General features: G+C 34.2%; 22 protein-coding genes and 1 tRNA gene. 16 read left to right on the forward strand and 7 right to left on the reverse strand.

Annotated elements, in window-relative coordinates:
- From ACM55F_RS17740 to ACM55F_RS17755, 4 genes are all read left to right on the forward strand, one after another.
- Nucleotides 1–5,155: LamG-like jellyroll fold domain-containing protein (locus tag ACM55F_RS17740; RefSeq protein WP_416855156.1), on the forward strand; the 5,155-nt coding region annotated here is incomplete at its 5' end.
- A gap of 141 nt (nt 5,156–5,296) precedes the next feature.
- Nucleotides 5,297–5,518: a hypothetical protein gene (locus ACM55F_RS17745; RefSeq protein WP_416855157.1), complete on the forward strand. Its 222-nt coding sequence runs from the start codon at nt 5,297–5,299 to the stop codon at nt 5,516–5,518.
- Between the two features lie 87 nt (nt 5,519–5,605).
- Nucleotides 5,606–6,319 carry a transposase DNA-binding-containing protein gene (locus tag ACM55F_RS17750; RefSeq protein ID WP_416855158.1) on the forward strand — a complete coding sequence of 238 codons (714 nt, stop codon included), beginning with the start codon at nt 5,606–5,608 and terminating at the stop codon, nt 6,317–6,319.
- Nucleotides 6,306–6,998 (forward strand): transposase, encoded by a 693-nt coding sequence (locus ACM55F_RS17755; RefSeq protein WP_416855159.1) that lies wholly within the window; start codon nt 6,306–6,308, stop codon nt 6,996–6,998. The genes ACM55F_RS17750 and ACM55F_RS17755 overlap by 14 nt, the downstream gene beginning before the upstream one ends.
- Nucleotides 6,999–7,040: 42 nt before the next feature.
- On the opposite strand, the gene ACM55F_RS17760 is transcribed toward ACM55F_RS17755, so the two are convergent.
- Nucleotides 7,041–7,493, reverse strand: a complete 453-nt coding sequence (locus ACM55F_RS17760) for a DUF4442 domain-containing protein (RefSeq protein WP_416855160.1) — start codon at nt 7,491–7,493, stop codon at nt 7,041–7,043.
- Between the two features lie 263 nt (nt 7,494–7,756).
- Between ACM55F_RS17760 and ACM55F_RS17765 the strand changes: the two genes are divergently transcribed.
- The 6 genes from ACM55F_RS17765 to ACM55F_RS17790 all read left to right on the forward strand — a co-directional run bounded on the left by ACM55F_RS17765 (nt 7,757) and on the right by ACM55F_RS17790 (nt 13,179).
- Nucleotides 7,757–8,212: a DUF4870 domain-containing protein gene (locus ACM55F_RS17765; RefSeq protein WP_131993132.1), complete on the forward strand. Its 456-nt coding sequence runs from the start codon at nt 7,757–7,759 to the stop codon at nt 8,210–8,212.
- 148 nt (nt 8,213–8,360) lie between these two features.
- Nucleotides 8,361–8,693: a PadR family transcriptional regulator gene (locus ACM55F_RS17770; protein ID WP_091205948.1), complete on the forward strand. Its 333-nt coding sequence runs from the start codon at nt 8,361–8,363 to the stop codon at nt 8,691–8,693.
- 2 nt (nt 8,694–8,695) lie between these two features.
- Entirely contained in the window at nt 8,696–10,420 is a 1,725-nt protein-coding gene (locus tag ACM55F_RS17775; protein ID WP_416855161.1) for a PspC domain-containing protein, read from the forward strand.
- Between the two features lie 7 nt (nt 10,421–10,427).
- Nucleotides 10,428–11,504 (forward strand): M23 family metallopeptidase, encoded by a 1,077-nt coding sequence (locus ACM55F_RS17780; RefSeq protein WP_416855162.1) that lies wholly within the window; start codon nt 10,428–10,430, stop codon nt 11,502–11,504.
- 12 nt (nt 11,505–11,516) lie between these two features.
- Nucleotides 11,517–12,257: a head GIN domain-containing protein gene (locus ACM55F_RS17785; RefSeq protein ID WP_416855163.1), complete on the forward strand. Its 741-nt coding sequence runs from the start codon at nt 11,517–11,519 to the stop codon at nt 12,255–12,257.
- Between the two features lie 88 nt (nt 12,258–12,345).
- Nucleotides 12,346–13,179, forward strand: coding sequence for a GIN domain-containing protein (locus tag ACM55F_RS17790; protein WP_416855164.1), 834 nt, complete (start codon nt 12,346–12,348; stop codon nt 13,177–13,179).
- A 136-nt stretch (nt 13,180–13,315) separates the two neighbouring features.
- Here the strand turns inward: ACM55F_RS17790 and trxB are convergent, their stop codons facing one another.
- Together trxB and ACM55F_RS17800 are read right to left on the reverse strand one after the other, a co-directional pair.
- Nucleotides 13,316–14,263, reverse strand: coding sequence for a thioredoxin-disulfide reductase (trxB, locus tag ACM55F_RS17795; RefSeq protein WP_416855165.1), 948 nt, complete (start codon nt 14,261–14,263; stop codon nt 13,316–13,318).
- Between the two features lie 131 nt (nt 14,264–14,394).
- A tRNA-Pro gene (locus tag ACM55F_RS17800) sits at nt 14,395–14,469 on the reverse strand.
- Between the two features lie 421 nt (nt 14,470–14,890).
- Between ACM55F_RS17800 and ACM55F_RS17805 the strand changes: the two genes are divergently transcribed.
- The 6 genes from ACM55F_RS17805 (at nt 14,891) to ACM55F_RS17830 (ending at nt 20,199) form a co-directional block, all read left to right on the forward strand.
- Nucleotides 14,891–15,658, forward strand: coding sequence for a ParA family protein (locus ACM55F_RS17805; protein ID WP_416837053.1), 768 nt, complete (start codon nt 14,891–14,893; stop codon nt 15,656–15,658).
- A 4-nt stretch (nt 15,659–15,662) separates the two neighbouring features.
- The gene (locus ACM55F_RS17810) at nt 15,663–16,562 is read left to right on the forward strand and encodes a ParB/RepB/Spo0J family partition protein (RefSeq protein ID WP_416855166.1); all 900 of its coding nucleotides are present in this window, start codon (nt 15,663–15,665) and stop codon (nt 16,560–16,562) included.
- On the forward strand, nt 16,562–17,125 hold the full coding sequence (locus ACM55F_RS17815) for a DUF5683 domain-containing protein (RefSeq protein WP_416855167.1): 564 nt from the start codon (nt 16,562–16,564) through the stop codon (nt 17,123–17,125). The genes ACM55F_RS17810 and ACM55F_RS17815 overlap by 1 nt, the downstream gene beginning before the upstream one ends.
- Before the next feature lie 59 nt (nt 17,126–17,184).
- Complete coding sequence (gene dapB / locus ACM55F_RS17820) at nt 17,185–17,889, forward strand: 4-hydroxy-tetrahydrodipicolinate reductase (protein WP_416855168.1); 705 nt, start codon at nt 17,185–17,187, stop codon at nt 17,887–17,889.
- 42 nt (nt 17,890–17,931) lie between these two features.
- Nucleotides 17,932–19,482, forward strand: a complete 1,551-nt coding sequence (lepB, locus tag ACM55F_RS17825) for a signal peptidase I (RefSeq protein WP_416855169.1) — start codon at nt 17,932–17,934, stop codon at nt 19,480–19,482.
- A 90-nt stretch (nt 19,483–19,572) separates the two neighbouring features.
- Entirely contained in the window at nt 19,573–20,199 is a 627-nt protein-coding gene (locus tag ACM55F_RS17830) for a WbqC family protein (protein ID WP_416855170.1), read from the forward strand.
- Nucleotides 20,200–20,208: 9 nt separating this feature from the next.
- Here the strand turns inward: ACM55F_RS17830 and ACM55F_RS17835 are convergent, their stop codons facing one another.
- The 4 genes from ACM55F_RS17835 to mutL all read right to left on the reverse strand — a co-directional run bounded on the left by ACM55F_RS17835 (nt 20,209) and on the right by mutL (nt 24,831).
- Nucleotides 20,209–21,261, reverse strand: a complete 1,053-nt coding sequence (locus ACM55F_RS17835) for an endonuclease/exonuclease/phosphatase family protein (RefSeq protein ID WP_416855171.1) — start codon at nt 21,259–21,261, stop codon at nt 20,209–20,211.
- A 44-nt stretch (nt 21,262–21,305) separates the two neighbouring features.
- Nucleotides 21,306–22,169, reverse strand: a complete 864-nt coding sequence (locus ACM55F_RS17840) for a rhomboid family intramembrane serine protease (RefSeq protein WP_416855172.1) — start codon at nt 22,167–22,169, stop codon at nt 21,306–21,308.
- Nucleotides 22,170–22,246: 77 nt separating this feature from the next.
- Entirely contained in the window at nt 22,247–22,993 is a 747-nt protein-coding gene (locus ACM55F_RS17845; RefSeq protein WP_416855173.1) for a rhomboid family intramembrane serine protease, read from the reverse strand.
- Nucleotides 22,990–24,831 (reverse strand): DNA mismatch repair endonuclease MutL, encoded by a 1,842-nt coding sequence (gene mutL, locus ACM55F_RS17850; RefSeq protein WP_416855174.1) that lies wholly within the window; start codon nt 24,829–24,831, stop codon nt 22,990–22,992. Before mutL ends, ACM55F_RS17845 begins: the two co-directional genes overlap by 4 nt.
- Between the last annotated feature and the right edge of the window lie 117 nt (nt 24,832–24,948).

Consider the following 24,948-nt stretch of genomic DNA (forward strand, 5'->3'; position numbering starts at 1 on the left):
CACTGCAACAAATGCAGGTGCAACCACTATATCCGCAACCATAACTGTTACGCCAACCGTAAATGGTTGTCCGGGAACAGCCAGCACTTATACAATCACTGTATATCCAACCCCTACTGGTTCAGCTTCAAATCAAACCATTTGTAGTGCAGGAACTACTAGTGTAGCACTAAACTCAACAGTAAGTAACACCTCATTTACCTGGACTGTTGCGTTTGTAACAACTCCAGCCGGAGGAGGAACTATCACAGGCCAAAGCGTTTGTTCAGCTGGTTGCGGAACTTCAATTGCACAAACATTAACCAATACAGGCACAACAGCAGGGGTAATTAGATATACCATTACGCCAATTGCCAACAACTGTCCTGGTGCGACGTTTACCGTGAATGTAACAGTGAATCCAAAACCAGTAGTAACTTTAACTAATTTGACAGGACAATGTTCAGTTACAGTACCTATACCTTCCGCAACGGATAACTGTGGAGTTACAGTAACTGGGGCAACGGGAGATCCATTGTTTTACGATATACAAGGCCCGCATACTGTCGATTGGTCTTTTGATTTTGGTAATGGCATTGTAATCACAGCAACTCAAAATGTAATTGTTGATGACACAATAGCGCCGGTACCAGTAGACGCACCATTATCTGCGTTAACTTTTTCAGGTTGCCAAATAGATAATTTAACACCACCCACAGCAACTGATAACTGTCCTACTACTGGCACTATTATAAACGGAACCCCCAATATTACTTTCCCATTCACAACGCAAGGAACTACAGAAGTAACTTGGACATATGATGATGGTAACGGAAACACGACAACTCAAACACAAGATGTAACGCTAACAGCGCCAACGATTTCCGGAGGTACTTTAGTAGGTTCTGTTACTGGTTTGACTCCTGCAACAACCCCTAGTGACAATATTGCCATCAACTCTTGTCCTGATGATATAAACCCAATAACAATGAATTTATCAGGTCAAGTAGGAACTATAATTCGTTGGGAAAAATTTGAAGCTGGGGATACAGCCTGGAGTGTTATTGCAAATACTGCTACTACTAATTCCTATGACATCATTTTTAATTTCGACAATACTAAATCCACTTTATTTAGAGTTCTAGTTCAAGTAGGAGACTGTTCTCAATATTCTAATATAGTAAATGTACATGCTATTCCTCCAGATGTCCCTCCAATTTTAGATGAAGATGATTTCAATATATGCCTAAATGATTCCGTAACGTTAGTAGCTCGAAGCGGATATATCTCTACGGTTAATGTAGGAGATGGCGGAGATTTTAATGAAGGACAATTCCCAGACAAATGGGATCCTACGCAATGGAAAATTGATGATGTAGTAGCAGGAACTGCATGGACAGCCGCGGCAAATAACACAAAAGTCAACAATTGGACAGGAACCAATGATGATAAAAATGTAGGTACAATCTACATAATAAAATATGATAATGGTGCACAAGGCAAGAAATTTGGAATGGCACATGGTAATTATAATAGCGCGGCTTATATTTCTAAATTTGGTGTAGGACCTACAACCTTAGAAACTCCGATATTTAGTCTTGTAGGATTACAAACTGCTACAGTTGACTTTGACCAAGCATTTAATTTACATGCGGGAGATTATGCCAAGTTGGAGTTGTCATTAGATGGTGGCGCAACTTATACTATCACCTTACAAGAATTAATAGGAACAAATCCTCCATTAACTTGGGACTGGCAGAATCATTCTCCTTCAACTGCTAGTTCTTATATGTTTGCAAACGACAACTCCTCTTTTGATATATCGGATTATATTGGAAATAGTAACGTAAGGGTTAAATGGACATTTTTTGGAACAACCGATGAAAGTGTCTGGGCAATTGATAACATTACCATTCCAGTTAGACCTTATAGTGATGATGTAGAATGGACTGATGGACTTGGAGATCCTGGGGAATATATCATACGAGATAAATTAGAAGTTGCCTATACTTTTGTGCCTTCGGCACCAGGTGTGCACCAATATGGAGCAACGTCATTAATTAACGGATGTAGAGCATATGACCCAGCTGGAACAGCAATAGCAACAGTAAAAGTAAATTATGCCTACGCCGGTCAAGCACAAGGATATACCAATGCAGAGTGTGGAGAAAGAACGGTTACTCTTAATGCGTATGATAACACTAAATCAGCTAATGAAAATAATGATTTTGGTGCATACCCAACATTAGTCCGTAATGATTTTAGCGATGATCCAGGTACAGGAGCAACAGGAAAATGGACTGTTTTTAATACTACAAATACATGTGGAACCTATAGTTTTTCTAATGATGTTAGTCCAACCTCATCATTTTCTGGTGATGCAGGTGTCTACACTTTGAGATGGACACTGGTTGGCACAGGCTGTTTTAGTGATGTTCGAGTAACGTTAACAAGTTGTGATGTTATTGATTTTGATGGTGTTGATGATTATGTAGAATTTAAAAATAATTATGGATTAGGTAGTGATTTCGGTATAGAGGTTTGGGTAAAACCAGAACCACAACCAGCAAATCCAGTAAGTACCATTCAAACAATTATATCTAAACGAAATGCAAATAGTCTTATAGATGGTTATGACTTAAGACTTATAGGCAGCTCATTATCTTTTAATTGGAATAATGGAAGTCAGATAACCTCTCCTTTCCCATTAACTACAAGTAGATGGTACCATGTTGCTCTTACCCGTAATGGAGGATTTTATAGATTATATGTTGATGGAATTGAAGTTATAAATGCTTCTGGTTCTGCACCACTAAGCAATAATTCGACATGTATTGCGGGAGCTATGGACCAATCAGGGAACCCTCCGAATAAACCTGTAAATCATTTTTCAGGATGGATGGATGAATTAAGAATATGGAATATAGGTTTAGATCCTCACCATGTGCGCCAAATGATGAATCAACAAATTATCAATAATGGTACAGCTGTTAGAGGAGAAATAATACCTATTGATATTAATGGGCCAGATGTCAATAAAGATGGAATCGATGACAAACCATTATCTTGGTCCAATTTATTAGGTTATTACCGTATGAACCTAATTGATTGTGGTTATCTTAAACCTTTTGCAGGAAAAGGCGTTGATGGAAAATTAAGAAACATTACGAGTTCCCAAGAAGAAACTGCTCCTTTACCATATATCTCAATAAGAGATGGTAATTGGATGGATAGAAGTGCCGGAACAACCCCATGGAAATATGGCGATTCTGTTTGGGACTATCCAAATAGCACTGGTTATAATTCAACTCCAATAGATTGGAATATTGTACAAACGGCACACAATATTAGTTCTGGGAATAAAGATATTACCGTATTAGGTTTAATTTCAACTGCAGGCAGATTAACAATTGCAGATCCTATAACAACCACTCCAATTGAAATAAATGACGGTCAAGGCTTATGGATTAGCCATTATTTATTATTGAATGGTAATATTGATCTAGTAGGAGAATCACAACTTGTAGAAAAGAGATATACTCCAACTCAGTATAGCGAAAGTATTTTGGACGCAACCAGTTTAGGATATATTGAGCGTGACCAACAAGGCAAAAAAAACAGTTTCAATTACAATTATTGGTCATCACCCGTAAGTAAGATTCAAGGACTCATTAATAATACGCCACACTCACTTACAGGTATTTTAAGGGATGGTACAAATTCATCCAGTCCGGGTCCAATCACTTTTGGCAACGGTGCCTATTTTGCCGATGGATCTTTATCAAAACCAATAAAAATAAGTAACCGTTGGTTATGGTCCTACAATTCCCAAACACCTGATTCGAACACAGATTGGGATAATTACTACCAATGGAATTACATCGGAAACACAGGACTTTTAAAAGCAGGAGAAGGATTCACTATGAAAGGAACTGGAGGAAAAGCAGCAATTGATGCGTTACAAAACTATGTTTTTATTGGGAAACCTAATTCAGGAACCATTTCGTCAAGTCTACCATCGGGTCAAACCTATTTAATTGGAAACCCTTACCCATCAGCTCTCGATGCCGATGAATTTATCAAGGACAATTTGAAAGACTGTTCAGGATGTAGGGCTACCACAAATGTATTTAACGGAGCACTCTATTTCTGGGATCATTTTGAATTATCAAACAATCATATCTTAGCCCAATATGAAGGAGGCTATGCTATCTATAACCTAATGGCAGCTTTTGTAGCAATTGCAGATGAATCTCTAACGGTAAATAATAATGCAACTGGATCAAAAGAACCAAAGCAATATATTCCAGTAGCACAAGGATTTTTCATCGATGCGTCTTTAGATTCAAGTATAACAGGAACAGCCGCTACTGTTCAGGGTGGCACTATTAATTTTAAAAATGATCAAAGAGCTTTCGTAAGAGAGACTTCTGGAAGTTCCATATTTATGAAATCAAAAGCAGCTGATAAAATGGAAAATGTGACAATCGATAACAGACCCAAAATTACTCTGAATTTCATCTCTTCTATTGGTAAAAATAGACGATTATTAGTGGGAGCCGATCCTAACACAACCAATCTATTTGACATTGGTTATGATGCTCCAATGCTGAAAACTGCTGGAGATAATTTCTATTGGGCATTTAGTAATGGTAAGTTTGTGATTCAAGGGGTGCCAAATTTTGATGATAATCAAATAATTCCTCTGGGTATTACGATAGTAAATGAAGGTATATCAACTATAAAAATAGGAACTTTAGAGAATGTGTCGCCTTCGACCAAAATATATTTATATGATAATGAAACAAATATTTATCATGACATTAAGAATAGTGATTTTAAAATTTCGTTAGTCGTTGGTGAATACAAAAACCGCTTCTCCTTACAATTTACAAATAAAACACTTGGTCTTGATGAGAATAATTTGAATGATGGACTTGAAGTTTTATACTCAACTAATTATAAGGTTTTAATTATCCTAAACAAAATTCCTGACGTAACAGTAAACGATGTTCAACTCTTTAATCTACTAGGGCAAGCAATTGAAAATTGGGATGTTGAAAATATAGATCAAACTAGAATTCAGATTCCAATTAAGAATGTAGCTTCCGGAGTTTATATTGTGAAACTAAAAACTTCAAAAGGAGAGTATAGCAAAAAAATAATTATCAAATAAACAATCTGCCGATAATGATTAAAAAGAGCATAATTAAGTAAATATTAACCCTAAATTTAAAATTGATATTAATTATTCTTTTTATATTTGAGGAATTAATTCCATTTAACATTTGAACAAATAAATTTAATTTTATAAAAAATGAAAAAAATAGGTACCCTTTTAGCAATACTTTTATTTACAATTAGTGCAAGCGCTCAAGAAGCAAAACCGGTTTCAAAAGAAAAAGCTAAAAAAGAGTCTTGCTGTGCTAAAAAAGATTCAAAATCAAAATCGATGAGTGCAGCAGAAATAGAGAAATGCAAAACAAAATGCAAAGCGGAAGGAAAAAAGTGTGATGCAGCCAGTGGAAAAAAATGCTAAGCTAAAATATACTTTTTGATTTTCCATAAAAAAACGCCTCTAGGCCTACCGTCTGGACACAAATATTTTAATTATATTTGAGAAAAAGTGCAGACTAGATATTTTGAAGATTTAAAAGACAAGCGATTGTTGAATAGAGGTAATTCTATTCTCAATCGCTTTTTTGCTAATAGTATTTATTCGATAAGACAATTAGCAGAAAGTGATTCTGAAGCCAAAGCGATTTATCGATTTTTACAAAATGATAATGTTAGTGAAGCTGATATTATCAATAATATGTCTTCTAATTGTAAAAAATGTGTTGCTAACAAATCTGTTTTGTGTATTCAAGATACCAGTGAAATCAACCTTTATAATCACAGAAATAGGATCAAGAAGGACGGGTCAATTGGAATAACCAATGCTTCTGTTGGAGGACTTGGTTTTTTTATTCATCCAAGTTTTATCATAGATGCGGATACTTTAATACCGTATGGTTTTTCAGATGTAAAAATTTGGAATAGAGGACATGAACTACCTCCTAAAATGAAGACCCATACTCACAATCGTATACCCATTGAAGAGAAAGAGTCTTATAAATGGATTGATTCTTCTCTTGAAACAAAGAAAAGACTAAGTGCAGCAAAAGAAGTAATAATTATTCAGGACAGAGAGGGCGATATTTACGAACAATTTTGTCTTGTCCCTGACAGTAAAACACATTTGTTGATTAGATCGCGATTTAATCGGATGTTAGATAATAAAAATCAAACTGTTCGATCATCTAAGTTCTCAATCACTTCAAGGAATGTACACTATTGAACTAGAGGGAGATAAAAGAAGAAATATCCAAAAAAGAACTGCTGCTATAGAAGTGCGCTTTTCAGAAATAACAATAGGTAAACATCAATATTCAGGTAAACATCTTCCAGAGAAAGTCAATCTTTATGCTATCGAGGCAAAAGAAGTGGGAGAAAACATTGAAAACCCAATACTTTGGAGATTGCTAACTACAAAGAAAGTCGAAGATTTACAAACCGCATTACTTTGTATCGAATGGTACACCTACAGATGGACTATTGAAGAAGTATTTAGAATTTTAAAGAAAGAAGGTTTCAATATAGAAGCCAGCGAATTATCTCAATGCAAAGCAGTTCGTAAGCTATGTCTTTTGATGCTTGAAACTATTATAAAGCTCTTTATCATGCAAATTGCATATGCCAGAGAAGAGGAAACTGAACCCAGAAGCTGTTTTTCAGAAGAAGAAATAGAATGTTTAGAACTGCAAATCGCACAATTAGAAGGTAAGACCGAAAAATTAAAAAACCCATATAAATCGTCAGATTTGAAGCGATATATATGGGCTATAGCAAGATTAGGCGGATGGAAAGGCTATCTCTCCGAAAGAAGGCCCGGCATTACAACATTTTGGATTGGTCTTCAGAAATTTGCCTCAATTATGCAAGGTTGGATACTCTTTAGAGATGTGTCCAGACGGTAGCCTCTAGGCGTTTTTTTATTTCTATAAATAATTATGGTGTTTTTATTTAACTCTTACACTCCATTCAAAATCCATTTCAGATACTTGAACTCCTTTTTCATCCGTTCCAATAGACTTCATCCAGAAGGTTTGCCCTTCTCCAGTAGCAATTGTTTTTTGAATCGCTTGTTCAATTAAATGACCATCCTTACAGGTAAAATTGATTCTACCAGTTGCTTTTTTGGTGAAATTTCCTTTATTATTAGCAACAAGCATCGATATTTTCCTTCCGCTTTTTTGAATTTGAAACATTACTAAAGCTCCTGTAGAAAGCTCGGCAGCCATCGCCTGCACTGCAAAATACATAGAATTAAACGGATTTTGATTAATCCAACGGTGTTTTACTGATACCACACATTTGTTTTCATCTATCTCTTTTACACGTACACCGCAGATAAATGCCGACGGTAATTTAAATAAGAGAAAATTATTAAGTTTTGATGCTGTAAGTTTCATATGTAGCTACTATTTGTTTTTTATAGGACTCGAGCGAGAGCGAACAGGCGAAGCAATATAGTATCGCCATTCTTCGTTATTTTTGGGATTTTGAATCATGGCGAGTTCATTATTACTAGGTTTTTTTGCTAAAATACAAAAAAATACTATGCGTACATATTAAATTAATTTGTTAATTTTATGTTAACATTTGGTACTATGCGAAACAAGATACTGTCTTTTAGATATATATTTGCATAAGAAATTACTATATACTTTTAATCATGGAAACAACTACCGAAAAAAACACCGCAACATTTACTCATTTGAGTGCATTAACTCAATATTTTATTCCTTTTGGAAATTATATTTTTCCAATAATACTTTGGACTTCAAAAAAGGAAAGTTCAGAATTTGTGGATCACCACGGAAAACAAGTACTTAATTTTCAGTTAAGTTTATTATTGTATTCTTTAGTGCTTATCCTAATTGCAGTTCCAACATTTTTAATTACCCTGTTTAGAAATGTTCCTTTAGAAGCTGTTGTAAATGATCACGATTTTGTTTTTAGAAATTTTAACTTTGAAGGAAACATTGGAATGTTAACAGTAGGTTTAGTTGCTGTTTTAATTTTTGGCCTTTTAAAAGTGGCTGAATTCTTTTTAATCATTTATGCATCAATCAAAACATCAAATGGAGAAAAATACAAGTATCCAATAACGATTCCGTTTATTAAGTAGACAAATAAAATGAATTAAAAGAGAATAGACGTAATAAATAAAGTGAACCAAATAGCAAGGAGCGATTGCTTCATTCCTCGCAAACACAAATCAATCATCAATCAGAAAATGAACCGTTTAATCAACACAAAATCAAAAAAAAGAAATTATGAACATTGAAAACACAAAAGCCCAGATGCGTAAAGGTGTTCTCGAGTTTTGCATCTTATCCGTATTGAAAGAAAAAGATGCCTACACATCGGAAATATTAGACACTTTGAAAAACGCAAAATTGTTAGTCGTGGAGGGAACCATTTATCCACTGCTCACCCGATTGAAAAATGATGGATTACTCAACTACCGTTGGGAAGAATCAACATCAGGACCACCAAGAAAATACTATGGTCTGACCGAAATAGGACAAACATTCTTAAACGAACTTAATGGCACTTGGACTGAACTATCTGATGCCGTAAACCTTATAACCAACCAAAAACAATAGTCATGAACAAAACTGTAAATATAAACCTAGGCGGAATGTTCTTTCATATAGATGAAGATGCATACCAAAAATTAACTCGATATTTTGATGCCATAAAACGTTCTTTATCTAATTCATCAGGTCATGATGAAATTATAAAAGATATCGAAATGCGGGTTTCAGAATTATTGAATGAGAAACAAATAAGCGACAAACATGTTGTGGGTTTAAAAGATGTAGATGAGGTTATTGCCGTAATGGGACAACCGGAAGATTACATTATAGAAGATGAGTTGAAAGATTCTCAAACCTTTAGTGACCACTCAAACAGAAGAACAAAAAAATTATACCGTGATAAAGAAAAAGGTATGATTGGTGGTGTTGCTGCAGGATTAGGACATTATTTTGGAATTGATGCCGTATGGATCAGAATCGTTCTAATACTATTAGTTTTTGCTGGATTTGGAACTGGAATTTTAGCGTATATCATTCTTTGGATTGTAACACCTGAAGCCATTACAACATCAGAAAAACTAGAAATGACTGGAGAACCGGTAAATATTTCGAATATCGAAAAAAAAGTACGTGAAGAATTTGAAAGCGTTTCTGGAAAATTAAAAAATGTTGATTACGACAAATATGGCAATCAAATAAAAACGGGTGCCGGGAAAATAGGAAGCTCTTTTGGTGATTTTATCATGACTATTTTCAAGATTTTCGCAAAGTTTTTGGGTGTGATTTTAATCATAACTGGAATTGCGACATTAGTTTCTTTACTAATTGCTGTTTTCACTTTAGGTTCCTCAGATTTTATTAATGTGCCATGGCAAAGTTTTATTGAAGCAGGAAATTTCACGGATTATCCAATATGGTCTTTTGGATTGTTAATGTTCTTTGCTGTTGGAATTCCGTTCTTTTTCTTGACACTTTTAGGTTTCAAATTATTGTCTCCAACCATGAAATCAATAGGAAACATTGCTAAGTACACATTATTAGCACTTTGGATAATTGCTATAGCGATACTAATTTCAATAGGAATAAAACAAGCATCAGAAGTGGCTTACGAAGGAAAAACAGTTCAAAAAGAAACAATTAATCTAATGCCAAATGACACTTTATTTGTAAAATTCAGATACAATGAGTATTACACTAAAGACATTAACAATAGAGAAAGCTTCAAGTTTGTTCAGGATTCAGCTAACACTCAATTGATTTATTCCAATAATGTAAGATTAGAAATTTTACGTACAGATGAAAAATTACCTTTCATTCAAATTGAGAAAATGGCAAGAGGAAAATCATTTCAGGACGCCAAACAAAGAGCAGAAAAAATAAAATATGCGATCAAAATTGAAGGAAATAAATTGATTTTAGACAATTATTTATTGACCGAAGTAAGTAATAAATTCCGTGATCAGGAAGTGGAAGTGTTCTTATACTTACCAGAAGGAACTTTATTAAAACCTGATAGCAGCGTGCAGGATTATGATAATTCAGATGATTCATTCTTCAATTTGCATTTCAGTTCTGACAACTATATTTATAAAGTGGAAAACTCACAAATAAAATGTTTGAATTGCCCTGCTGATGAAAATGAATACGATGATGTGGAAAATGATAGCACTGAAACATCTGTTACTATTAATGAAGATGGTGTTTCTGTAAAAGGGGATACTATCAGCAATTCAAAAAAAGATTTTAAAGAATTAAAAATAAACAAAGACGGTATTATCATTAAGACTAAGTAACTAAAAAATGGAAGCTATTCATTCTATTAGAAATAGGTTTTTAATACCCTTTTTCGGATTAGTCGGATTAATTGCAAGTGCTCAAAACAATATTAAAATTGAACACAAACCTGAAAATCCCATAAAAGAGAAAATCAATAACCAATGCAATTTGAATTTTGATTTTATTGTAGAAAACAATTCAAAAGACACTTTAAAACTAACACGCTTAGAAGTTTCTGTTTTTGATAAAAACAATAAGCTCATTCAGCAAAAGTTCTTAGACAATAATGGTACAGCACCTAGTATAAACACTATTCCAAATATTCAATGGAATAGTGTTTCAAAAGACTTGTTATTCAATCCTTTTCCAGAGGTAAATGCAATTACTGAAAAACTGGAATATACATTCACTTTCAATGATAGTATTGAGGTTAAAAATGTAGTTATTCCAAAAGATTATGAACAAGTCCAGGATTTCACATTGCCACTGAAAAACAAGCTGTTAGTTTATGACGGTCATGATTTTTATTCCCATCATCTCCGCTTTAATTACGAATTCATCCCTATAAAACAATTAGGATTTACGGGAAATTTCATGCGTTATGCCTATGATTTTGTAGTTCTAAATTCAGAAGGGGAACAATTTATAAATAAAGGGGAAAACAACACCGATTGGTTTGGTTTTGAAACTAAAGTTATAGCAGTTGCCAATGGGGAAATAGTAGCAATAGAAACAAATCAGAAAGATGATAAAACTTTTGACATTCCCGCATTAAAAAACAACCCGTTGGCGCTATATGGTAACTATGTCGTCATCAAACACAATGAGGGTATCTATAGTTTGTATGGTCATTTAAAAAACAATAGTTCGATCAATTTTAAAGCTGGAGACAAAATAAAAAAAGGCGAACAAATTGGTGAAATTGGAACATCGGGAAGTTCGTTTTTTCCACATTTACATTTTGAAATTCGAAATACGGTTGGGCATGAATCTGAAGGTTTACCATCTTATTTCAATAATTATTATTTAATTCTTGGTTCCACCAAAAAAGAAATAAAACAAGGTACAATTGCAACCGGGGATATTATTCAATCAAAATAAAACCAAATAGCCATGATAAAAATTATCACATTAATCACAAAATTTATTATTGTCACTTTAACTGCCTTGTTATTCACATCATGTAATCATATCATAAACATGAAATCCATAGAAGGAAGCGGCCATGTTACAACCGAAAAACGAATTGTACAAGGCGATTTTAAAAGTGTTGAAGTCAGCAATGCCATAGATCTTGTTATTGAACAATCGAACAAAATAGAAATAATTGTTGAAGCTGATGACAATTTGCAAAAAGCAATAACCACAAAAGTAGAAAATGGCGTTCTCGTTATTGCTTGTGATTACAATTCTTTTAACAACATAAAATCAAAAAAAGTAACTGTAAAAATGCCTGCTATTAATCGATTAGAAGCTTCAAGTGCAGCTACAATCAAAAGTAGCAATACATTAAAAGGGGAAAACATTAAACTGGAATCCTCAAGCGCAGCTTCAATAGATGTAAATATTGAATCGGATACTATTTTTTGTGAAGCCAGTAGCGGCAGCACTATTGACATAAATGGAAAAGCACTTAAACTTGAAACCGAAGCATCAAGCGGCAGTACAATAGATGCCAAAGATTTATTGGCAAATGAAATCAAAGCTGAAGCTTCAAGCGGCGCTTCTATTAATGTACATCCAATAGTAAGTTTGGAAGCAGAAGCATCTAGTGGAGGAAGCGTGAGTTACAATACCGTTCCAAAATCAATTCGAAAAGAAGCAAATTCCGGAGGAAGCGTTCATCTCGAATAAGAATTAATTTTCAATTAAAAATTAGATAAATCATCCATCAAAAGTGGATGATTTTTTTATATTTGTGTAGACTCTAATTCAAATGACTATGAAAAAATATACTGCCATACTCCTACTCCTTTTATCAACCACATTGACATTGGCACAAAAAAAAGATAAAATAAAAGGATCAAAAACGGTTACCGTTGAGCAAAGAGAAATTGGGAATTTTGAAGCGCTTGAAATAGAAGATAATCTCGAAGTTCACTTGGAAAGAGGAGAAAAAACAGAACTAAAAATTGAAGCCGATGACAATTTACACGATATCATTTCACTGGATTTAAGAGATAATATACTGCGCATTTACACTACCAAAGAAGCCGTGAACTACAAAAAACTAATTGTAAGGATTACTTATACTAAAGATTTAAACTTGGTAACTTCAAAAAATGAATCAACTATAAATGCAATACAAGAAATTCAATTGGGCAATCTAACATTTAAAACGCAGGATTATTCAGGGCTTTTTTTGAATGTCAATGCCAAAAATTTCATATTACAGGCTGATGATAAATCAAAAACAGAACTAAATTTGAAATCAGAAAACGCAATTATCGAATTAAGTAAAAATTCATCTCTAAAAGCCTTAGTTACCACTACTGATTTGAAAGTGGATATGTACCAAAAATCAAATGCTAATATCGAAGGAGATGCAACTAATGCCATTATTAGAATGGATAATAACTCGAGCTTGACAGGAAATAAATTAACTATAAAAAATGTTGATGTAACCACGGAAAGTTATTCCAATTGTAGTGTAAATGCTGTGACAACAGTTATTATAGACGCCGCTAATAAATCAGAAATCCAACTTGTGGGCGCTCCAAAAATTGAAATCAGAAAATTTGCAGATGAAGCAAAATTGATAAAAAAGTTGAAATAGAAAATCCTCTCCCCAACCCTCTCCAAAGGAGAGGGAGTAAAAACTGGATTGAATAAAAATATCTTCTAACCAACAAAAAAGTCCCACTTGCTAAGGCAAATGGGACTTTTTTTATATTGAAATTTTCCAACTACGATTATTCTTTAGAAGCCAAATATCTTTCGGCATCAAGAGCGGCCATACAACCTGTTCCGGCTGCAGTTATCGCTTGACGATATACATGATCCGCAGCATCTCCCGCTACGAAAACGCCATCAACATTTGTTTTTGAAGTTCCAGGAGTATTGATAATATATCCTGTCTCGTCTAATGTGATATAATCTTTAAAAATATCAGTATTTGGTTTGTGACCAATAGCCACGAAGAAACCAGTTGCAGGAATATCAAAAACTTCGTTTGTCGTTTTATTTAAAGCTTTAACCCCTTCAACAACTTGTTCATCTCCTAACACTTCAACAGTATCATGATTCATTAATATGGTAATGTTTTCGGTTTTGCGAACGCGTTCTTCCATGATTTTAGAAGCTCTGAATTTTTCGCTACGCACTAACATCGTTACTTTTTTACAAAGTTTGGACAAATAGTGTGCTTCTTCACAAGCTGAATCTCCTGCACCTACAATTACTACTTCTTGATTTCTATAGAAAAAACCGTCACAAACAGCACATGCAGAAACTCCACCACCCATTTTCAAATAATGTTGTTCTGATGGCATCCCTAAATATTTAGCAGATGCTCCAGTAGAAATAATTACTGTTTCGCAATGCAATTCTATCGTATCATTGATCCAAACTTTATGAACATCTCCTGAGAAATCAACTTTAGTTGCCCAACCATCACGCACATCAGTACCAAAACGTTGTGCTTGTGCTTGCAATCCCACCATCATTTCTGGACCAGTAATTCCTTCTGGATTACCAGGCCAATTTTCCACTTCATTTGTAGTTGTTAGCTGTCCACCAGGTTGCATTCCTTGGTATAAAACGGGATTCATATTTGCTCTGGCGGCATATATTGCTGCGGTATAACCCGCTGGACCAGAACCTATAATAAGACATTTAATTTTTTCTATTGTATCTGACATAGTACGATTATATTATAATTTTTAACAGGACAAAAATAAGTCATAATTGCTGTATTATAGAACCTGAATAATCAGTTTTTGTTATTCTATAATAAAAAAATCCCTTCTGTTGAGACAGAAAGGATTTTTAGTCGGGGTGGCAGGATTCGAACCTGCGGCCTCCTGCTCCCAAAGCAGGCGCGATAACCGAGCTACGCTACACCCCGAAAGCGGGTGCAAATATAGTACTATTTTTGGCTTATGCAAAACTATTTCAGAAATAAGAACTAAATTTATTTAGTGCAAAAATCAATAGGGAAATCTAAAATAAATTTGTTTTTTCCAAAGCATTATTTAGCCACAACTCCCCTAGCCCAGATGGCAGTGAAAAGCTTCGACGGGTTGCTCCCTATTTTTTCTTGACAGAAAAGAGCGACCAAAGGAAGCTCCTTTTATGGCTTTAGAAAAAACTGGGAGCAACTCAAGAACTTGTAGCGTACAGCTGGAATAGCTCCTGCAAAATGAAATCCGTTTTAAAAATGGGAATTGTCAAATAGCGACTAATCAAGCTTTAACAAATGTTAACAAAATAGATTTTTAGAAACCATAAATAATTGTATTTTTACGGTTCAAAATTTAGAAAAATAAATGGGCAAAATCATCGCGATTGCTAATCAAAAAGGTGGAGTTGGAAAGACGACAACGTCAGTTAATCTTGCTGCTTCACTGGGTGTTTTAGAAAAAAAAGTATTACTTATTGATGCTGATCCACAGGCAAATGCGTCTTCAGGATTGGGTATTGATGTTGAATCTGTTGAGATAGGTACGTATCAAATTCTGGAACATAGTCATACGCCAAAAGAGGCCATCATAAAATGTTCTGCTCCAAATGTGGACGTAATTCCATCACATATTGACCTTGTTGCTATTGAAATCGAATTAGTCGATAAAGAAAACAGGGAATATATGCTTAAAAAAGCATTGGAAAGTGTCAAAGACGAGTATGATTATATCATCATCGATTGCGCACCATCGCTGGGATTACTTACTTTAAATGCTTTGACTGCAGCAGATTCTGTGATTATTCCTATTCAATGTGAGTATTTTGCACTGGAAGGATTAGGGAAATTATTGAATACGATAAAAAGCATCCAAAAAATTCACAATCCGGATTTAGACATTGAAGGGTTATTATTGACCATGTTTGACTCGAGATTGCGTTTATCAAACCAAGTAGTTGAAGAGGTTCAAAAACATTTCAACGACATGGTTTTTGATACCATTATTCAAAGAAATGTAAAACTGAGCGAAGCGCCAAGCTTTGGAGAAAGTATAATAAACTACGATGCAACAAGCAAAGGAGCTACTAATTACTTACATCTTGCTCAAGAAGTTATAAAGAAAAACAGTAAATAGTTTTATGGCAAAAGCAATAAAAAAACAAGCCTTAGGAAGAGGATTATCTGCGTTATTGAAAGATCCGGAAAATGATATAAAATCCGTTGACGATAAAAATGCCGATAAAGTTGTAGGAAATATTATTGAGCTTGAAATTGAAGCAATTGAAATAAATCCGTTTCAGCCAAGAAGTAATTTCAATGAGGAATCATTGAGAGAATTAGCGACTTCTATCAAAGAATTAGGCGTTATTCAGCCTATTACCGTACGTAAATTAGACTTCAATAAATACCAGTTGATTTCGGGTGAGCGTCGTCTTCGTGCGTCAACTCTTGTGGGATTGACTACCGTTCCTGCTTACATTCGTATTGCAAATGATAACGAATCATTGGTTATGGCCTTGGTAGAAAATATCCAACGTCATGATTTAGATCCAATTGAGATTGCACTTTCGTACCAACGTTTGATTGATGAAATTCAATTGACCCAGGAACAAATGAGTGAGCGTGTAGGAAAAAAAAGATCTACGATTGCCAATTATTTAAGACTTTTAAAATTAGACCCGATAATCCAAACCGGAATTCGTGATGGTTTCATCAGTATGGGTCATGGTCGTGCAATAATCAATATTGAAGACCAAGATATTCAAACTGATATTTATCAAAAAATCGTCAGTCAAAATCTATCGGTTCGAGATACGGAAGCTTTGGTAAAAAACTATCAGGAAAGTTTAAAACCAAAACCTGCCGGCAAACCAAAAGTGGCTTCATTTGAAATTGCAGATGCGCATAAAAGCACTTTTACAAATTATTTCGGAACCAAAGTCGATGTGAAAGTAGCCGGAAACGGCAAAGGAAAAATCACTATTCCATTTCATTCTGAAGAAGACTTCAACAGAATTATTAAACTAATAAACGAGTAGTGCATAAAATCATTTTCATAGGTCTATTCCTCTTTATAGCAGGAAACGCTACTGTTTTTGCACAATCGAAAACTGAAGATGCGGTTCTGATAGCAAAAGACACTTTGAAATCGAATGATATAGATCCGTTGACTCCTGCAAAAGCAGCTTTCTTTTCAGCAATATTGCCGGGTTTAGGACAGGCTTATAACAAAAAATACTGGAAAATACCACTTGTTTATGGAGCCTTAGGAACTAGCGTATACTTTTATATTGATAACAACAGGAAATACCATCAATACAGGGATGCTTACAAAAGCAGATTAGAAGGATATACTACTGATGATTTAGCCTTCTTAGACAATAGCCGATTAATTGCCGGTCAGAAATTTTATCAAAGAAATCGAGATTTGTCCGCTTTAGTTACTTTGGGTTTTTATGTTTTGAATATTGTTGACGCCAATGTTGATGCTGCTTTATTGCAGTTTAATGTAGATGAAAACTTATCCGTGAGACCAAATATTTATCCCAATGATGTAACATTCAAAACAAACTTCGGACTAACTCTTAATTATAACTTTTAACTGCAGAGCGGAACAAGCCGTCGGGTTACTGTTTATTTAAATTTAAAAAATTAAAACAAATGAAAATTGCGCTTTTAGGATACGGAAAAATGGGTCAGGTAATAGAAAGAATTGCTCTTGAAAGAGGTCATGAAATTGTTTTAAAAAAAGATGAATTCAACACCTATGAAGGACTTTCAAATGCTGATGTGGCTATCGATTTCAGTGTTCCAACAGCTGCTGTCAGCAATATTTCCAATTGTTTCCATGCTAATGTTCCTGTGATTTCCGGAACAACGGGCTGGCTTGAACATTACGATGAAATGTTGGCACTCTGCAAAGAAAAAAACGGAGGATTCATATCCAGTTCTAATTTTAGTTTAGGCGTGAATCTTTTCTTTGAACTCAATGAGTATTTGGCTAAAATAATGTCAAAATTTGACAGCTACACCGTTGACATGGAAGAAATTCATCATACCCAAAAACTGGATGCACCAAGTGGAACTGCAATTTCATTGGCAAAAGGAGTAATAGAAAATAGTTCCTACACGAATTGGACATTAGAAAACCCTAAAGCAAACGAAATCCATATTGAAGCCAAAAGAATTGGATCGGTTCCAGGAACTCATACCGTAACCTACAATTCATCAGTTGATGCTATAGAAATAAAACATACCGCACACAATCGCGAAGGTTTTGCCCTTGGTGCTGTAATTGCAGCAGAATGGATTGTTGGAAAACAAGGAGTTTTCACCATGAAAGATGTTTTAAATATAGAAAAATAGAATTTCAAAAGACAAAAAAAGAATTAACCAAATAAGTTTATTATGACACTATATCAATGGTTTGTATTTTTCCTAATTATTCAGGTAGTTCACTTCTTAGGAACTTGGAAACTATACGAAATTGCGGGAAGAAAACGTTGGGAAGCTGCTATTCCTGTTTATAATGCTATTGTATTAATGAAAATAATAGGCCGCCCTACTTGGTGGACGATTTTGCTTTTTATCCCTATAATCAACCTAATTATGTTTCCGGTTATTTGGGTTGAAACCCTGAGAAGTTTCGGAAAAAGATCCTCTTTAGATACTTTTTTAGGAATTATTACCTGTGGATTCTACATCTATTATGTCAACTATACTCAAAAAGTAGCATACGTGGCTGACAGAAGTCTGCAACCTGAAAATAAAACGGCAGACACTATTAGTTCTTTACTTTTTGCTGTAATTGTAGCTACGTTAGTGCACACCTATTTTATACAACCGTACACCATTCCTACATCATCATTGGAGAAATCGCTGTTAATTGGTGATTTTTTATTTGTGAGTAAAATGAATTACGGAGCCAGGGTTCCTATGACCACAGTGGCTTTGCCAATGGTACATGATTCAATTCCTTTAACCAAAAATAAATCGTACTTGACCTGGCCACAATTACCCTATTTAAGATTACCGGGAATTCAAAATATTGAGCGCACGGATATTGTGGTGTTTAACTGGCCGGTGGACACCGTTTACAAATTTTTTGACACATCAAAAAGACGCGCCTACAAACCTGTAGATAAGAAATCAAATTATGTAAAAAGATGCGTTGGTATTCCTGGCGACAGCCTGTCTATAAAAGATGGCATTATATATATTAATGGCAAAATATTACAATTGTCAGAAAGAGCAAAACCACAATTTTCTTATGCTGTAGCATTAGATGGAAAAACTCCAATCGATTTTGAGTACCTACTAAAAGATTTAGATGTAACAGACGAAGCTGGTTTTAGAAGCGACTTAAGAGACACCTTATTCTTAAAAGCGCTTACGGCTGCCGGAGCAGAAAGATTAAAAAACACTCCCGGAATTGTGTCTGTAACAAGACAAATTTCAAAAGGTGTTGAAAGTGGTATATTCCCCCATATCAACAAATGGAACCGTGATAATTTGGGTCCTATCTATATTCCGGAAAAAGGGAAAACGGTCGCTTTGACAACCGAGACATTGCCTTTTTACAAAGCGATTATTACAGACTACGAGAATAAAGATTTAAAAGTAAATGGTTCCGAAATAAGAATTGACGGAAAAGTAGTCAACAGCTATACTTTCGATCAAAATTATTATTGGATGATGGGAGACAATCGCCATAACTCTGAAGACAGCCGTTATTGGGGTTACGTTCCAGAAAATCATATCGTAGGAAAACCTATTTTTATATGGTTGAGTATCGATCCAAATGGAAAAGGGTTAAATAAAATACGTTGGGACAGAGTTTTTACAACTGTTAGCGGTGAAGGCCAACCTCAATCCTATTTTAAACTATTTCTGCTTGCTTTAGTAGCATTTTTTGTTGGAGAATATTTTTGGAAAAAAAGAAAAGAGAGAAAAAATTAGTCAAAAGTTTCAAGGTCTAAAGTCCTAAAGTTTATATTTAATCTAGCTTTATGAATTTAGACTTTATAACTTTAAAAACTTTAGACAAATATGAACATTCTCATCCATCCCACCTATTTCCCATCAATAAGTCATTTCGCAGCCATGGCACAAGCGGAAAGCATTACGTTTGAAATAGCAGATAATTTTCAAAAACAAACCAATCGCAATCGCACTTATATTTACAGTCCAAATGGAATTCAGTTATTGAATATCCCCGTAAAACATTCGAAAGAAAGTCATCAAAAAACGAAGGATATAAAAATAGAGACTAATTTTGACTGGCAAAAACAACATTTCAAATCATTAGAAGCTGCTTATAGAAGCTCTCCTTTTTTTGAATTTTTCGAAGATGATATCCGACCAATATTCGACAAAAAACACACCTTTCTATTGGATTTGAATTTTGAGACTTTAGCAATTATGACTAAATGTTTGAGAATGAAATTGGAATTTACCACTACAACCGAATACTTTGCTGAAGTGGATACAACTGCAACAAAAGACTTTAGATTTTTGGCAGACGGAAAAAAAGACAGCTCTCTATTTGAAAGCTACACCCAGGTTTTTGATGACAAACATGGATTCATCAATAATCTAAGTACTCTGGATCTGTTGTTCAATGAAGGAAAATATGCAATGGACTATTTGAAAAAACAGCAACTGATTTTAAAATAGCGTTTCCTATTAATTCTGATCAAAAGATAATCGTGCCATAATAGGAAAATGATCTGAATTTATAAATTCCGGAAAATTTTCAAATTTTTTGACCGTGATTTTTTCATCAACAAAAATATAGTCGATTCGCGCAGGATAATATCTGAATTTATACGTCTCCCCAAAGCCCTTTCCTGCTTCTTCAAAACTATCTTTCAACTTTCCTTTTATATTTCTGTACACATAGGAAAAAGCACTGTTATTCATGTCTCCACAAATAACAACAGGATATTGGCAGTCCTTTTTATGTTCCTTAAAAATCTCTGCTTGCTGTTGTTGTTCTTTAAAAGCTACACTAATCCTTTTGAACATCATTTGTGATTTATTCTGATTAATTGCCTCTATATTTTCATCAATTTCATTTACATCAGGAGATATCTTTAACGACTGTAAATGCATATTGTATACTCTGATAATATCCTTTCCTTTTTTTATATCCGCAAAAACAACATTATTAGTGGAGTTAGGAAAAATAACATTCCCCTGGTCAATGATAGGGAATTTAGAAAAGATAGCCTGTCCAGTTTTAATATTATTCCCATCTGTAAAAATATACCGATGTGGGTATACTTTCAAATCAATATCGGCTGAAGAAGAGTATTCTTGAATACACAGTATATCGGGATTTTTCTCATTTATAAAACTTAGAATCTCAGAAGGGACATCGTTTCTATCAATCCATTTGAACACATTAAACAGGTGCACGTTATAACTCATTATAGTAAAATCATTCTCGGCTTTGGGCAATTCAACAGAAGAAAATTTATAGAATTTATTTATAAAGGTAATTCCAATCAAAAGTACCAAACCGGAAACAATCATTCGCTTTTTGAATTGAATTGCCCAATAAGCAAAAAATAACCCATTTACGATAAAAAAAAGAGGCATAAAAAGCGTCAATACCGATAAAAGCGGAAAAGATTTTGGCGCTAAAAAAGGCAAAATATAGGCAATGAAAGTCATTACAGCAAGCGCTATATTTAATACAAACATTACTTTATTGAACCATGAAAGGTTTTTCATTTTTTATTTTTTTTTCTGCTGACTGAAAACTGAATACTGCTAACCTACTTACCCGCCTTAAACAAAAATTCTTTTTCTTCTTTCGTCAAACTATCATACCCTGACTGACTAATTTTATCTAAAATTTCATCAATCTGTTGCTGTGCTTTGTCCTTTGTAATTATTCTTGAACTACTTTTTTCAACTGGTCTACTATAATTTTTATGTACCTTTTTAAATGGTGATGCCGCATTTTTTTTAAACAAATTTGTAAAGAATTCTAAAACACGTGATACTATTTTACTTAAATCAATTCCATTCTGGAGCAATTTAATAAAAATAAAACCAAATAAAGCTCCGGAAAGATGAGAAATATGTCCACCAGTATTTCCTAATCTAAATTGCATTAAATCTATTAAAATGATCACAAAAGTAATATGCCACAGTTTTACATTTCCAATTAACAACAATCGCAAATTCATCAAAGGATGATAGGTTGTTGTGGCAACTAAAACGGCCATAATTGCTGCAGACGCACCAACAATGGAAGAACTTAAATTCAAAAAATAATACCCGGCAACGAAAGCTATTCCAGCAAATATAGCACTCAATACATACAACCCTAAATACTGCTTAGGTGTAAAAAAGGTCAAAAACAAAGTACTTGAAAAGTTCAAAACCATCATATTAAATAGCAAATGCCAAAATCCATCGTGAAAAAAGGCATAGGTTAAAAAAGTCCAAGGTTTCACAATAAAATTAGAAGGATCCGAAGAAAGAGCAATCCAGGTTGGAAAATCAAATGCTCCAACCTTAAATTGGTAGAAAAACAATAATGAAACCAGAAAGCAAACTACGTTCCAGAAGATTAGCTTAATTGCTATTCCTCCCATCTTGTATTGTAACTTCAGATCGTCAATAATATTCATAATTCAATTTAGATTTAATATCAATGTTTTAGCCGTAATAAATAACTGAAGACTACGACTGGAAAATGATTGCTTTTTTAATTCCAACGGTTCTTATTAAACTGATTTTTATTCCAGTACCACATAATTATAAAACCAAATAATGCGCCACCTACATGAGCAAAATGAGCTATTCCGCCACCGCCTCCAAAAATTGATTGACCGGATACTCCTAAATACAAATCTACTAAAACTAAACCTGGTACAAAATACTTTGCTTTTATTGGAACCGGGATAAACATCAAAGCCAATTCAGCATTCGGAAACATAAATGCAAAAGCAACAATTACACCATAAATAGCGCCTGAAGCTCCTACAACAGTTCCAAAATAAGCACTTACGAAATTTTGAAAGCTAGGACTATTTAAAAGTGGCACAATCTGGTCATTACTTCCTCCATTCAAAACCGCTAAAATATCTGTTTTTGAAAACCCCTGTTCCATCAAAACATTTACTCCGTCCTGAAAATAATAATAGTTAATTCCTGTATGGAGCAATGCTGCGCCTAAACCACAGGAAATATAGAAAAAGAGAAACTTTTTACTTCCCCAAATGCTTTCCAATGCAGAACCAAAAGAATATAAAGCAAACATATTGAAGAAAATATGCATAAATCCACCATGCATAAACATGTGTGAAATAGACTGCCAAACTTGAAAATTTGGATTTTCAGGAAAATACATGGAAAGCATTTTATAAGCTGGATCCCCTAATGCAAGTGTTCCAACAAAAAATAATATATTAATAATGATTAATTGCTTAACCGTCTCCGTTACGTTTCTCATAGTGCAAATTTTTTGTCTAAATCTTCCACACGCATTGTGATGAAAGTAGGTTTATGAAATGGGGAAACATTGGGGTCTTTACAAGCAAAAAGCCCGTTTACCAAGTTTTCCTGTTCTTTTTCTGTAAGGTGTGTCCCTGTTTTTACAGCCAAACTTTTAGCCATGGATTTGGCAATTGTATCATTTTGGCTAAAACTGCTCTCTGGAATTCCATCCTGTAAATCACTTAACAATTGTTCCAAAACTATTGAAACTTCACTTTCTGTCACATTCACGGGTATCCCTGAAATGACGATATGATCAATATTATTTTCTTCGAAAACAAATCCGGTATTCATTAATGAAAGTTGCAATTCAGCGATAATATCCATTTCACTTGTCGAAAAAAACAAGTTTAATGGAAACAATAACTGTTGGCTAGATGCTTGGTTAACCGTCATACTAACTAGAAACTGTTCGTACAAAACACGTTGATGTGCACGTTGTTGATCAACAATTACCATTCCTGATTTTATCGATGAAACAATGTATTTTTTATGTATTTGATAGGTTTTATGAACGGAATGCTCTACTTCTTCGTCATTAAATAAAGACGAAGTTACCTCTTCATTTTCAAAAGTAATATGACCAATTTCGTCTGTATCCTGTTTTAGTCCCACATACAAACTTTCCCAATTTGCTGTCGGTTCCGGTTTTCTATAACTGGAAAATTGCTTGCTGGGTTTATCTTCAGAAAAAGGATTAAAATTTCCATCAACCTGAATCGTAGGAGTAGCACCTTCTAAATCTTTGTAATGATATGGCGTGTCTAAATTAGAATCCCTATCAAAATCCAAAACTGGAGCCACATTAAACTGACCCAAACTATGTTTTATTGATGCCCTTAAAATAGCATATAAAGCATGTTCGTCATCAAACTTAATCTCCGTTTTAGTAGGATGAATATTGATATCAATTGTGTTTGGCGGCACCGATAAATATAAAAAATAACTGGGTTGCGCACCGTCTTTCAAAATCCCATCATAAGCAGCCATAACAGCATGATGCAAATAGCCGCTTTTAATAAAACGATCGTTGACAAAGAAAAACTGTTCTCCCCGATTTTTTTTTGCAAATTCAGGTTTGCTAACAAATCCTTGAATAGTCACTATTTCTGTTTCTTCCTGAACCGGTACTAATTTCTCATTAGTTTTACCCGAAAAAATATTTACAATTCGTTGTCGTAAGGTGGACGGCGGCAAATTGAACATTTCACTGCCGTTGTGATAAAATGTAAAATGTATTTTTGGGTGAGCCAAAGCCACACGTTGAAATTCATCAATTACATGACGGTATTCCACCGTATCCGATTTAAGAAAATTACGTCGCGCCGGAATATTAAAAAATAAGTTTTTGACTGAAAATGAAGTACCTTTTGGCAAAACAGCTACGTCTTGTGATACGAACTTGCTGCCTTCAATAATAATATGTGTTCCAAGTTCTTCTTGATCTTGCTTGGTTTTCATTTCTACATGGGCAATAGCCGCAATAGATGCTAATGCCTCTCCACGAAAACCTTTGGTATGTAAGGAAAATAAATCTTCGGCTTGACGAATTTTGGAAGTCGCATGGCGCTCAAAACACAAACGGGCATCGGTCACACTCATTCCTAAACCATTATCTATAACTTGTACTAATGCCTTGCCTGCATCTTTAATGATTAATTTGATATCCGTAGCTCTGGCATCCACCGCATTTTCAAGCAATTCTTTTACAACCGAAGCTGGTCTTTGAACGACTTCTCCAGCAGCAATTTGATTGGCAACGTGATCAGGAAGTAATTGAATAATACTCGACATTAAAAAATTTAGGTTTAAAGTTTAAGTTTTAGGTTTTTTAAAACCAAGAAGTACAAATTTAATGATTTTCTATTGGGAATGGTAGCTTATTTAATCATAAAAAAAACAAAAAAACCT

This window comes from Flavobacterium melibiosi, from assembly GCF_048158545.1.
Lineage (GTDB): Bacteria > Bacteroidota > Bacteroidia > Flavobacteriales > Flavobacteriaceae > Flavobacterium > Flavobacterium melibiosi.

Bases quoted from the DNA above. Each gene is read 5' to 3' on its own strand.
- ACM55F_RS17745 (WP_416855157.1), top strand. From the start codon at position 5,297: ATGAAAAAAATAGGTACCCTTTTAGCAATACTTTTATTTACAATTAGT.
- ACM55F_RS17755 (WP_416855159.1), top strand. From the start codon at position 6,306: ATGTACACTATTGAACTAGAGGGAGATAAAAGAAGAAATATCCAAAAA.
- ACM55F_RS17760 (WP_416855160.1), bottom strand. From the start codon at position 7,493: ATGAAACTTACAGCATCAAAACTTAATAATTTTCTCTTATTTAAATTA.
- ACM55F_RS17765 (WP_131993132.1), top strand. From the start codon at position 7,757: ATGGAAACAACTACCGAAAAAAACACCGCAACATTTACTCATTTGAGT.
- ACM55F_RS17770 (WP_091205948.1), top strand. From the start codon at position 8,361: ATGAACATTGAAAACACAAAAGCCCAGATGCGTAAAGGTGTTCTCGAG.
- ACM55F_RS17775 (WP_416855161.1), top strand. From the start codon at position 8,696: ATGAACAAAACTGTAAATATAAACCTAGGCGGAATGTTCTTTCATATA.
- ACM55F_RS17780 (WP_416855162.1), top strand. From the start codon at position 10,428: ATGGAAGCTATTCATTCTATTAGAAATAGGTTTTTAATACCCTTTTTC.
- ACM55F_RS17785 (WP_416855163.1), top strand. From the start codon at position 11,517: ATGATAAAAATTATCACATTAATCACAAAATTTATTATTGTCACTTTA.
- ACM55F_RS17790 (WP_416855164.1), top strand. From the start codon at position 12,346: ATGAAAAAATATACTGCCATACTCCTACTCCTTTTATCAACCACATTG.
- trxB (WP_416855165.1), bottom strand. From the start codon at position 14,263: ATGTCAGATACAATAGAAAAAATTAAATGTCTTATTATAGGTTCTGGT.
- ACM55F_RS17805 (WP_416837053.1), top strand. From the start codon at position 14,891: ATGGGCAAAATCATCGCGATTGCTAATCAAAAAGGTGGAGTTGGAAAG.
- ACM55F_RS17810 (WP_416855166.1), top strand. From the start codon at position 15,663: ATGGCAAAAGCAATAAAAAAACAAGCCTTAGGAAGAGGATTATCTGCG.
- dapB (WP_416855168.1), top strand. From the start codon at position 17,185: ATGAAAATTGCGCTTTTAGGATACGGAAAAATGGGTCAGGTAATAGAA.
- lepB (WP_416855169.1), top strand. From the start codon at position 17,932: ATGACACTATATCAATGGTTTGTATTTTTCCTAATTATTCAGGTAGTT.
- ACM55F_RS17830 (WP_416855170.1), top strand. From the start codon at position 19,573: ATGAACATTCTCATCCATCCCACCTATTTCCCATCAATAAGTCATTTC.
- ACM55F_RS17835 (WP_416855171.1), bottom strand. From the start codon at position 21,261: ATGAAAAACCTTTCATGGTTCAATAAAGTAATGTTTGTATTAAATATA.
- ACM55F_RS17840 (WP_416855172.1), bottom strand. From the start codon at position 22,169: ATGAATATTATTGACGATCTGAAGTTACAATACAAGATGGGAGGAATA.
- ACM55F_RS17845 (WP_416855173.1), bottom strand. From the start codon at position 22,993: ATGAGAAACGTAACGGAGACGGTTAAGCAATTAATCATTATTAATATA.
- mutL (WP_416855174.1), bottom strand. From the start codon at position 24,831: ATGTCGAGTATTATTCAATTACTTCCTGATCACGTTGCCAATCAAATT.